9 protein-coding genes are annotated in these 11811 nt (G+C 45.8%); 7 read left to right on the forward strand and 2 right to left on the reverse strand.

The genetic code is table 11. The features are described 5' to 3' along the window. Positions 1–40: 40 nt before the first annotated feature. Positions 41–985 carry a ribosome biogenesis GTPase YlqF gene (gene ylqF / locus CKO50_RS14880; protein WP_039493363.1) on the forward strand — a complete coding sequence of 315 codons (945 nt, stop codon included), beginning with the start codon at positions 41–43 and terminating at the stop codon, positions 983–985. Here the strand turns inward: ylqF and CKO50_RS14885 are convergent. Next, positions 982–2391 (reverse strand): sensor domain-containing diguanylate cyclase, encoded by a 1410-nt coding sequence (locus CKO50_RS14885; protein ID WP_095728798.1) that lies wholly within the window; start codon positions 2389–2391, stop codon positions 982–984. The two genes, ylqF and CKO50_RS14885, sit on opposite strands and share 4 nt — an antisense overlap. A gap of 1489 nt (positions 2392–3880) precedes the next feature. On the opposite strand from CKO50_RS14885, the gene CKO50_RS14890 reads away from it, so the two are divergent. From CKO50_RS14890 to CKO50_RS14915, 6 genes are read left to right on the forward strand one after another with little or no spacing between them, the layout of a single operon-like run. Continuing rightward, positions 3881–5110 (forward strand): OprO/OprP family phosphate-selective porin, encoded by a 1230-nt coding sequence (locus CKO50_RS14890; RefSeq protein WP_095728799.1) that lies wholly within the window; start codon positions 3881–3883, stop codon positions 5108–5110. Positions 5111–5122: 12 nt separating this feature from the next. Next, positions 5123–6085: a tripartite tricarboxylate transporter substrate binding protein gene (locus CKO50_RS14895; protein WP_095728800.1), complete on the forward strand. Its 963-nt coding sequence runs from the start codon at positions 5123–5125 to the stop codon at positions 6083–6085. 60 nt (positions 6086–6145) lie between these two features. Continuing rightward, positions 6146–6622, forward strand: coding sequence for a tripartite tricarboxylate transporter TctB family protein (locus CKO50_RS14900; protein ID WP_095728801.1), 477 nt, complete (start codon positions 6146–6148; stop codon positions 6620–6622). Between the two features lie 3 nt (positions 6623–6625). Continuing rightward, positions 6626–8134 (forward strand): tripartite tricarboxylate transporter permease, encoded by a 1509-nt coding sequence (locus tag CKO50_RS14905; RefSeq protein WP_010606897.1) that lies wholly within the window; start codon positions 6626–6628, stop codon positions 8132–8134. A 21-nt stretch (positions 8135–8155) separates the two neighbouring features. After that, entirely contained in the window at positions 8156–9784 is a 1629-nt protein-coding gene (locus tag CKO50_RS14910; RefSeq protein ID WP_095728802.1) for a sensor histidine kinase, read from the forward strand. Positions 9785–9786: 2 nt separating this feature from the next. Then, complete coding sequence (locus tag CKO50_RS14915) at positions 9787–10491, forward strand: response regulator (protein ID WP_069021687.1); 705 nt, start codon at positions 9787–9789, stop codon at positions 10489–10491. Here CKO50_RS14915 and CKO50_RS14920 read toward each other — a convergent pair. Further along, positions 10488–11777, reverse strand: a complete 1290-nt coding sequence (locus CKO50_RS14920; protein WP_095728803.1) for a DUF3472 domain-containing protein — start codon at positions 11775–11777, stop codon at positions 10488–10490. The genes CKO50_RS14915 and CKO50_RS14920 overlap by 4 nt on opposite strands. Positions 11778–11811: the final 34 nt, after the last annotated feature.

Genomic DNA, 11811 nt, shown 5'->3' on the forward strand with positions numbered 1-11811 from the left:
ACATATGAGCTTTTAAAGTTAATTAATACAGGTGGTTATAATGGCAATACAGTGGTTCCCAGGGCATATGAATAAAGCGCGCAATGAGATCAAAGAGATCATGCCGCAGATGGATGTCATTATTGAAGTGCTGGATGCTCGTATTCCATACAGTAGCGAAAACCCGATGGTAGGGCAGTTACGTGGCGACAAGCCTGTTATCAAAATCATGAACAAAGCGGACCTTGCCGATCCTGAACTGACCAAGCAGTGGATGGAGTATTTTGAACGTGAGAGCGGTGTAAAAGCGCTGGCGTTTGGTCATGATAAGGCGAATGAAGTACAGCGTATTAATGCGCTTTGCAAAAAGCTTGCACCTCATAAAGTGGGTCAAGATAAGCAGCTAAAAGCCATGATCATGGGTATTCCAAATGTGGGTAAATCGACACTTATCAATACACTTGCTGGCAGAATTGTTGCAAAAACAGGTAATGAACCAGCGGTAACTAAAGCGCAACAGCGTATTAAGCTTGAAGACGGCATTATGCTTTACGATACGCCGGGTATGTTGTGGCCAAAGGTTGAGAACGAAAACTCGGGCTATCGTTTGGCGGCAACGGGTGCTATTCGCGATACTGCTATCAATTATGAAGAAGTGGCGAGTTACACCGCTGAATATCTGCTAGGTGCATATCCAGAGCTTTTAAAAGCACGTTACAAGCTCGACGAATTACCGGACTGTGATTGGACATTTATCGAGATGGCTGGCCGCAAGCGTGGTTGTGTAAAAGGTGGCAATCAGGTCGATACGCACAAGATGTCGGAGATTTTAATCAACGAGCTGCGTGATGCTGTTATCGGGCAGATCACGATGGAAACGCCGGAAATGCGTGAGTCGGAAGAAGAAATGGTTGCTGAGTTACGAGCACAAGCTGAGGCTAAAAAGGCTGCGCGTGAAGACGAAAAACGTCAACGCCGTGCAAGAGCGCGTAAGAATCGCCGCTAAGTAGCAAATTTTGTTTGGTTCCGACCTTGTTTAGCACGATAGAGCGCGGCATCGGCGCGCTTTATAAAACCATCTTCTGATTCATCAATATGGTATTGTGCAACGCCAATACTGACGGTCACTTTGACCTCACACTCCGCCTGCTTTAGTGCAACATGGATCTTCTCAGCAATCGCAATTCCTTGCTCTAACGTTGCTTTGGGTAGCAATACCATAAATTCTTCGCCCCCCCAGCGGCACAGCAAACCATTGTTTTCTATCTGGCGTTTACATACGTTTGAAAAGCATTGCAGCACTCTGTCGCCTACCACATGACCATGTTGATCGTTCACTTGTTTAAAGTGGTCAATGTCCATCATCAACATCACTACAGGGGTTGATTGGGTACGCGCTTTCGCTAAATGGTGCTGAAGCTGTGGCTCGAAGGCTTGACGATTAAAGGTATCGGTGAGTTTGTCGTACTTCGCCATTTTTTCTAAGCGTTTTTGATAATGATTAAACGTCAGCTGCGCCACGGCTAATATTAATAGGGTGACGAGGCTCCCTACCCATAAATTGGTTGTGAGGATGTCGCTTATTCCACTGGATTTATCTATTGTTTGCTCAACAATTAGGTACCAGCCTATAGAGTCCAAATAGCGCGAATGAACAAACTCGGCATGGTCGTCGGTTTCCAATCGAAATTGATATTCAGATTGATTGAGCAGCGCCGTTGCTTGGGTTGGAAAACGATCATGAATACTGGTGCCAGATAGAGTCTGATCGTTAAAAAATAATAGCCTGCCTTTGTGGTCAATAAAGTACAGTTTGCGCGCGTAACTGGCTTCGTATTGTTCAATTAAATTGTGTAAATCAGCCAATAAGATACCCACCCCAACAACGGCAATTACATCATTGTTTTGCTTTATTTTATGATTGACGTAAACAATGGCTTCGTTGTTGTCTCTTGGGTCTATATCAACATTGAGCGCATAGTCAGCATCGCTATGCAGGCTTTCTCGGTACCAGTCGTTTTGTTTGGCGCGGATGTCTAACTGCTGGGTGTTACCATCAAAGTGGTAATAAGTGAGGCTCTTGTCATCCACTAAAAAGCTCGTTTTTGCGCGATATAGTGCTCGAGTATCTTCTAAGTAGGTGAAAATAAGTGCAGGGTCTTGCTGTGAAGACGTTAGCCAACGTTTAATAAAGACGTTATTTGCCATTTGCTGAGACACAATGATTGGAGCTTGGAGCCGTTTTTGGATGTCTAAGTCAATAAGATGGCTGGTGAGTGGCAGAGCATCATCGCTCACTCCTTTATACAAAGATTGTTTAGCGTGCTCTATACTTATCCAGCTGGTGAAAATAAACCCTACCAACAATAGCAGGCTTAACAACATGTTATAAAGGTAGCGTCGAGCGTTCATATTATTGTTATTTTTGGAAAAATAGAATGATACGGATTCTAGTAAAAGAAAACGATTACACGACATTACAGCTGAACAAACACTGATCGAAAATGTAGGCATAAAAAAAGCCCTGAGCAGGGCTTTTTGATTCATATCTACCGTCACCGATATGAGCAATGTAGCAAGTAAAAAGTGGTTGCCAGTGATACACATCAAGGGGCGTTGTAGCATATCACCGACAACACGATTCAGGGTCGAATCAGCAAGAGCATGTCCTCTTGTTGATATTGATTATCAATTAGATTTGCCGTTAGGTCAACATCTTTTTGAAAATAATTCTCATTAATGTTTGTGTGGCTGATTTTCTAGCGAATACCGTAGTAGAAATAAATTTTGGGCATAAAAAAAGCCCTGAGCAGGGCTTTTTAAGTTCATATCTACCGTCACCGATATGAGCAATGTAGCAAGTAAATTGTGAGAATAAACTTAGTCAGGTTTAGGGGCGACTGAGTTAAGTTCATTCAAGCCATTAACGTTGGCCAGCCGTGTTTCAGGGTCGAGAAACAAACTAGAGTACTAATGCCAATCTCAATGTAGTGAGTACATCAGGTAGACAGGGCTTTACAACTATCAACCTTACTAACTGAGTTGGCGAAACAACACGTTGCCGTCTTGTTGATAGTGATTATCAGTTAGATTTGATAATGAGTCAATACTTTTTTGAAAATAATTCTCATTAATATTAGTGTGGCTGTTTTTCTAGTAAATACCGTAGTAAAAATAAATTTTGGGCATAAAAAAAGCCCTGAGCAGGGCTTTTTGATTTCATATCTACCGTCACCGATATGAGCAATGTAGCAAGTAAAAAGTGGAGTTAGCGTCTAAATACGAGGAGCAATGCAAGTGCCTGCTAACGTCCTAGGTAGTTGTGGATACCAGCCTCGTTTCGGGTCAAGAAACTATTGTGATAACAAGTTGAGCCGTCACTCTCGTCTTGTTGATATTGATTATCAATTAGATCTGCAAAGCTGTCAATGGTCTTTTTGAAAATAATTCTTATTTAGATCTAAGTGGTTGGAACTACGCCAAATTTAAATTTATTGAGTGCATTGTTTTATTCATGTGATGATTTTTGGTGTGTTGCATGTCTTATTTCTGCTTATTCTAGGTGCCAAAGTATTATTCTATATTGAGCTTTGTAGACTCACCGTTTCCAGAGCTTCAGAGAAAAGCTAGGTTAATTCATCATCCACATCTTAGGTTATTTGATTAACGCAGCAGTCATACTTTCGCTTCACTCGTTATTTATTTCCAGGCTACTCTGCATTTTGTGCATATTGCTCATGATTTTTATGCGCAAAACGCGTTTTACTCAACTTAATCAACTTATCTCCGCAATCTATGGTTAATTGAGGGTTAACAATAAGCTCGTACTTGATAGCAGGTTGTAGTCGCTAGTCACAATACGTTTAAGACAAATGAGTACAGAGCAATGAGAACAACAATAATGAAGCCAGTTGCTGCGATGTCATTAATTGCAGTAACTGCTTGCCCCGTTTTGGCACAACAAGATGAAGCACTAGCCAGCAAGGTTGCAAAGCTAGAAGCGCAATTAAATGAATTGCAGTCCAATAAATCACTGAACCTTGAGTTTGGCGGGCGTGTACAACTCGATTTTAACCATTTTAGTGGTGCATACAGCGCCGATAATGAGGGTAATGCCGCCAGCGACTTTTTTCCGCGTCGGATCCGCACCTATGTAGAGAGTGAGCAAGGCGACTGGGAACACAAGTTACTACTCGATTTTGCCGAAGGCGATGCCGAGATAGTCACAGTAAGAGTGCGCTATACCGGTTGGAACAACGGCCCGCGCTTTCAGTTTGGTAAATTAAGAGAAGATATCACCCTGAATGCGCTCACTAGCAGCAAACACATCAATACCATAGAGCGCGGTTCCATCGCTGATACGTTTTCTCCTTACTTTCGGTGGGGCGCATCAGCTTATCAATATTTTAAAGATTCCGGTTTTCGCTATGCGTTAGGGGTATATAAAAACGACGCATTTGGTGCATCTGGGCGTGACCAAGATGACCGTCTGGCACTTGCCTATTCGGGGCGTTTGACTTGGTCGCAACACACTCCCGGTAAAACCCTGCATTTAGGTGGTTGGGGTTCGTACCGTGATATGGGCGGTGCTACGCTGGGTAATCGCCTTGCTCGCGGTGAAGTACGCGAAGCCAAAGTGCGCCTTGTAGATTATGCTGCAGGCGGTGATGTAGTTGCCCTTGATAGCATGTCACAAGCCGGGTTAGAGCTCGCTTATCAACATAATGCCTTTATGCTTGAGGCCGAATATGCCACACGCAACTTAGATACCCTCGACCCTACTTCTGCTTTAGATGGGGGAGATATTTCGGGTTATCACTTGTCCTTGAGTTATTTCCTGACCGGTGAACACAAACAATATTCCGCAGGCTCTGCGGTATTTAAGCAGCCTAAAGGGGTAAAAAATGCGTGGGAGTTGGTTGCGCGTATTTCCAGTATTGATGCTGAAAACGCCAACCAAGGCACGCAAGTCGACGCCTACACACTGGGCGGTACCTATTACCATTCCAGCAGCTTAAAGTTCATGGCTAACCTTGTCTATGCGGATGTTTCAGGCGCTGGAAGTACTGCGTTGGTTGGTGACGAAGATTCAGGATTTGGCTTTGCTGCACGCTTGCAGTATCTATTTTAACGGGAGCAGGTTATGAAGTTTGCATTAAAGCATCTCAAGTTAGCAATGGCTGGCGTGGCGATGATGTCTACTCAGGTATTAGCGGATACCCACTTTTTAATTCCCGGTGGTCCAGGTGGTGGCTGGGATACCACGGCTCGAGCTGTGGGCGAGGCGTTAGTGAAATCAGGGCTTGAGTCCAATGCGTCGTTTCAGAATATGTCAGGCGGCGGTGGCGGCCGTGCTATTGCTTATTTGATTGAATCGGGCAATAAAAAAGGCGATATGTTGATGGTTAATTCAACGCCAATCGTGCTGCGTGCGTTGTCGGGTAAGATCCCCTACAGTTATCGTGATTTAACGCCCGTTGCCAGCGTAATTGCCGATTATGGTGCATTCGTGGTGCGTGATGATTCGCCTTTTAAGAGCTGGAAGGAGGTGATTGCTCGTCTAGAAGTAAACCCGGGCTCTGTGACAGTCGCGGGAGGTTCTGCTCGCGGCAGTATGGATCATCTTGTTGCAGCACAAGCAGTAAAAGCGGCAGGCGTTGACGGTCGCAAGCTGCGTTACATTCCTTACGATGCCGGTGGCAAAGCCAAGGCCGGTTTATTGTCTGGTGAGGTGAAGATGCTCTCGACCGGATTAAGTGAAGCGCTCGACATGGCAAAAAGTGGTCAGGCGCGCATTCTTGTTGTTACTGCGCCAGAGCCTATCGCGGACTATCCAGAGATCCCAACCCTGAAGTCTTTAGGCTATGACATGGAATTTGTTAACTGGCGTGGTTTTTTTGCGGCTCCGGATCTTCCTCAAGCAAAACTCGACGAATATACCGTGAGATTACAAAAGCTGGTGCAAAGCAAAGAATGGGAAGCAGTGCGTGCACGCAACGGTTGGTTGAATCTATTCAAGCCACAGCACGAGTTTATTGAGGCGCTAGAGGCACAAGAAGCGCAGCTGAAAGTGGTGATGGAAGAATTGGGTTTTGTTAGACGCTGATTAAATTAAATAGGTGGCTGCAGTGAGGTTACTGCACCACCTAAAAGTGGGTAATTCACTATGTTAAACCGAGAATTGTTAGGCCCAGTGCTGTTTTTAATTCTGTTTTCACTCTATGCGGTATCTGCTTGGCAAATCCCGATTATGCCTTTTGAAGAATACGAGGCGGTAAACTCAGCAACTTTGCCTAAGGTATACGCGCTGATTGGCATTGTTGTTTGTCTTTTGTCGATCGCCGCAACACTGTTTAAAGGCGTCCCTGCACCTGATACACATGAAGGAGCGGAGACTATCTCCAAGGCAACCATAGCCCAATGTGCAGCACTGATTGTATTGATGCTGATCTACAGCAGTGTACTTGAAGAACTCGGATTTATTGTCTCGACCATTTTGTTTTTAGGCTGTGGCTTTTTAATTATGGGTGAGCGACGTAAGCAAATTTTGTTATTGGCGTCGGTACCTGTGGTTATCGTATTTTGGGCCATTATGACGCAGCTACTTGGGATCTATCTGGTTCCAGGTGAGTTTTGGAGTTAAGCCATGTTAGACGGTATTTTAGTTGGCCTGTCCACGGCCTTTATGTGGCAAAACTTACTGTACGTAATTGTTGGTTGCTTTGTCGGTACTTTTATCGGCATGTTGCCCGGCTTAGGGCCAATCACGGCGATTGCGTTGATGATCCCTATCACTTACAACATCGGTGCCGACTCCGGTATGATCTTAATGGCGGGCGTATATTACGGCGCTATTTTTGGTGGCTCGACTTCCTCTATTTTGATTAACGCTCCCGGTGTAGCTGGGACTGTGGCATCGTCATTTGACGGCTATCCAATGGCAAAACAAGGACATGCGGGCAAAGCTTTGGCTATTGCCGCTTATGCTTCATTTACTGGCGGAACGATTGGTGCGTTGATGCTTATGATAGCCGCACCACTACTTGCAAAAGTGAGCTTAAGCTTTCAGTCTCCAGACTATGTGATGTTGATGTTTTTGGGCTTGACTGCGATTGCTGCTTTTTCTGCAAAAGGGCAATTTTTAAAAGCCATGATGATGACCGTATTTGGCTTGATGCTGTCGACGGTGGGAATAGACCCTTCATCTGGTACTGAGCGTTTTACCTTTGGTCAGGCAGACTTGCTAGACGGCGTAAGCTTTCTGTTGGTCGCAATGGCAACCTTTGCATTGTCTGAGGCGCTGATCAACGTGATCCGCCCTGAAAAAGCTAATCAAGGTTCGAATGATGATGACACTCCCGTTATTGGCTCAACAAAATTATCTGGCGCTGAAGTAAAAGAAATGGCGCCAGTTGTGGGGCGCTCTTCGATTTTAGGATTTATCATTGGCGTATTGCCGGGGGCTGGCGCAACGATTGCAAGTTTTATGGCTTATGCGACAGAGCGAAATTTGGCACCAAAAGCCATTCGTGAGCGTTTTGGGCGTGGTGAAATCCGCGGCTTAGCGGCACCTGAGTCGGCAAACAATGCTGCTTGTACTGGGTCGTTTGTACCCTTGTTAACGCTTGGGATCCCGGGGTCTGGCACCACTGCGATTATGTTAGGGGCGCTGATTGCCTATGGTATTCAGCCGGGTCCTACGTTAATGCAGGACAATCCTACGGTGTTTTGGTCGGTAATTGTAAGCATGTATTTTGGCAACATTGTGCTGCTGATTTTAAATTTGCCACTGATCCCTTATTTTGCAAAGGCTTTGACTCTGCCACGCTCAGTTCTCACGGTGATGATTTTATTCTTTAGCTTGATTGGCGTGTATCTGGTGTCATTTAATACCTTTGATTTGTTTATGATGGTAGGTTTTGCCTTGGTGGCGGTGGTGCTGAGATTATTGAGTTTCCCGATGGCACCTTTGCTCCTTGGGTTTATTCTCGGCGATATGATCGAACGCAATTACCGCCGCGCCATGATGATTTCGGATGGCTCTATTAGCTTTATTTGGGAGAGGCCACTAACTTTAGGCATATTTGCGCTTGCCATGTTAGTGTTGTTGATCCCATTAAAAGAGTACTTCCAGCAACGAAAAGTTGCGCAGTAACCCAGCAGTGAGGAAATACGTGTGTCGCAATCACAAAAATTAGCACGCAGACCAAAACGCTTAGAAACGCGACTGATCACTTGGGTTGTGGGCTTGTGTGTGATCCAAGCATGCTTATTTACCGCGCTGGTGTATCAGGTTATTACGCAAAGCTTACACCAGGAAGTGGGAGAAAAAGCCTTAGCTTTGGCTAAGGCGGTGGCGGTTCGTGAAGATGTTATGACGGCACTCATAGCAGATAGGGATAGCTCACAGAGCCAACGCCTCAATACTAATGTTGAGCTGCTGCGCCAGGCAACTGGCGCAGATTTTATCGTCATTGGTGACACCGAAACGCGACGTATCGCCCACCCAGATGAGCAAAAAATTGGTCGCACTATGGTCGGAAGGGATAGTCAAGCCGCACTGTCAGGAGAGAGTTATATCTCGACGGCACAGGGCAGTTTAGGTGAGTCTATTCGGGGAAAAGTGCCTGTGTATTCTCCCGCTGGTGAGGTGATTGGTTTAGTCTCGGTAGGCTTTTTAGTGCAATCCGTCGAGTCGTTGGTGTTGCAGCGCAGCATTGCCGTTTTTGTTGGAGCTGCAGCGGTGTTACTGCTCAGTGTCATTGCCGCAATTTGGATTGGTCGACGTGTCCGCCAAGCCATTTTTGGCCTGCAACCAGATGAAATCGGGCGCTTATTTGCAGAGCAAGAGGCCATACTGAATACCGTACGGACGGGGATTATTGCGCTTGACCCTGATGGCAGCGTGCGTCGTTTGAATCAACGTGCGTGCGAAATTCTCGAAAAGCCTCGCGGCTTGAGTAAGCAAGGTTTGCACCTGAGCGATCTGTTGCCAGAGCATAGCGACTTCTTGTTGCATAATCCCAATCGCCCTTTGGTTGGTTTCGAGCTATTTGTTGCTGACAAGCGTTTGGTGTTATCGCGGTTTGCGCTGCAAGTGCAAGGTCAACACGAAGGTATTTTACTGAGTATGCGACCCTCCGATGAACTAGAGTATGTGTCAAAGCAGCTCACTAAAGTACAGGCTTTTGCAGAGCTATTGAGAGTGCAAACGCATGACTATTCAAACAAGTTAAATACCATTGGTACGCTTATCCAAATGGCGCAATATGACAAAGCGATTGAGCTGATAGGTCAAGAAAGCCAAGGCTCACAAGCGCAAATTGAAAACCTCCTCACCTATATACAAGAGCCTGTGATCGCGGGCCTATTACTCGGTAAATACCATAAAGCGCGAGAGCACAATGTGGCACTCGAGGTGAGTTCCGACAGTGCGCTGTGCGCTATCCATCAAAAAGAGATGTTGGAACGAATAGTTTCAATATTGGGTAATCTCATCGATAATGCCATCGAAGCGGCAAGAACGACGGCACAGTTGCGGCCTGCCAAAGTGGTCGTAACAGTGGATGAAACGGTTCAGGATATTATCTTTGATGTTGAAGATAGCGGCACTGGACTGATTGGTAACGTCGAAGAGGCGTTTACGCCGCAGTTTAGTACTAAGTCCGGCGACCAACATGGTGTTGGCTTATATCTCGTAAAAACAAATCTTGATTCCTGCCACGGAACCTTAGAGGTTGGGGAGTCTGAATTACTTGGTGCAAGGATCACGGTCTTTATTCCCAAGCAAGTAAAAGAGCAATAACAATGACTTATTCTGTGGTGATTATCGAAGATGAAGTAGCTGTGGCACAATTATTAGCGCAATACCTTGTGACACCGGCAACACCAAGTAGCGCAAGGCAAGGGCAATACCGGGTAGTGGCCAGTAGCGACAATGTTTCTACCGCGACGGTACTGTTGAGTGCGATACAAGCCGACTTAATTTTATTGGATATTTATCTACCCGATGGTAACGGTCTTGAGTTTTTAAAGATGCTACGCGAGCAAGGCTGTAAAAGCGAAGTGATGCTGATCACCGCAGCTAAAGAAGTGGCGACGCTAGAAAAAGCGATCCGTCTGGGAGTCTGCGATTTTTTAGTCAAACCGCTGATCTTGGAACGGCTCGACCTCGCACTCGCTCGCTTTGAGGCGCGTCAGCAGTGTTTGGATGGTGCCAATGAAGTGACGCAATCTATGGTCGACACCTTATTTGGTAGTGAACAGGCGAGCGTACAAAGTACAGCTAGACTACCTAAAGGCGTTGACCCACTTACTTTGGAAAAAATTCGTACGGCATTTCAAAGTCAACCCAAGCAGGTGTTTACAGCAACTCAAATGGGAGAATTGGTGGGGGTGAGCCGCTCAACCGCTCGGCGCTATTTAGAGTTTTTGGTTAGTATAGAAGAAGTAAAAGCCGACCAAAGCTACGGTAGCATTGGCCGACCAGAGAGAAGCTATCATTTAAATTAAGGGTGTGCCTGTAGTGACTGCCATGGGATCACCGGCGCATCATTGCTGCTAGGGCGAGTGAATTCGCTGAGATAAGGTGTGGGTCCCGTGAAGAAACCGGTGTTACGTAAGTAAAAACGGTTTTGCTCTTCACCACCTTGATAATCCAAACGCGACCCTTTTCTGGCGGTGGCGTCATAAGTGAATTTAGCTTGATTTAACTCAACCCAGTTACCTTGGGTGTCACGCAAAAACTGGCGATTATAAAATGCCTTACGCTCAAACTGTCCAGCTTCGGGTAAAAAGTTTTCCAAAAAGCTATGCGGTCTTGCAACATAGGTATTGGTTTCAGGGCGGCTAAAGGCTGCGATCAGCTTCCATTGGCCGGTTTCCGGCGCATAAAAATAGCCGCGATATTCAGTATGGCCTTCATAAGTTGTACTGGGCTCGATATTGACTAAAAAGCGATATGTCGTATCTGGCTGCCAGTTATAACGTAAATAGCTTTGTCCTCCAGAACCTTCATTGCCAAATTCACCGACGTAAACGCCGTCGCCTTTAGCGAGTAATTTGATTTTAAGATTGTCAGGAATCGTGCTCGGATCATCCGTTTGATATGGGCTCCAAACCGAAAACAGCACGCGGCGCTCGCTGGGTGAGTTTACCTGAATACCAAAGTACCCTTCGCCAAAACCATTCGCCATAAAATACGAACCTTGTGGATCATAGCCAGATGGCACCGTCACTTCGTTGTAAAACCAGTTATAGTCCTTTTTGTCAGGTACGGTATAGGAAAGGTGTACCGAAGGGCCGCGACGACCCCAGTAAAAGTCTTCTTTGACATAGTTAGGTGCGGGGGTCATGGCCTCGCCATCGAGACTAAATCCGGTAATGGCGGGGAAGGTACTGTTTCGCCCTTTGGCTAATGTGTCACCGGCTATTTGGACGGCTTGATAGCCAACTTGCGTCACGATAAAGTCACCGACTTTAATCTTAGTCGGGCTTTGTCTATCGAGGTTAAGCGTCACTTGTTTGTTGTTATGTGTTACCAGTAATGTGCTTGGTGCACTTGGTTTCTCAAGGTGTAAATAGAGGGTATAGGTGCCAACGTTATTGGCATAAAAATAGTGATTAAACCTAAGCTGCTTATCTTGCCATGGGGCAATTCCGGCTTGAGTTATATATTGCCTGCTGGCGTCAATATCGTTGTTGACCCAAGCGTTGCCGTAACTGCTGATATAAGCCTCTTGTGCTGAGACAAATAGCGAGGCGCACAGCAGTATCGGTGTCATTATTGTATTCTTCATCTTAAGTTCCTTGAATGGGGCGCGTTGCCCCATG

The sequence above is a fragment of the Pseudoalteromonas sp. HM-SA03 genome, assembly GCF_002289345.1.
Taxonomy (GTDB): domain Bacteria; phylum Pseudomonadota; class Gammaproteobacteria; order Enterobacterales; family Alteromonadaceae; genus Pseudoalteromonas.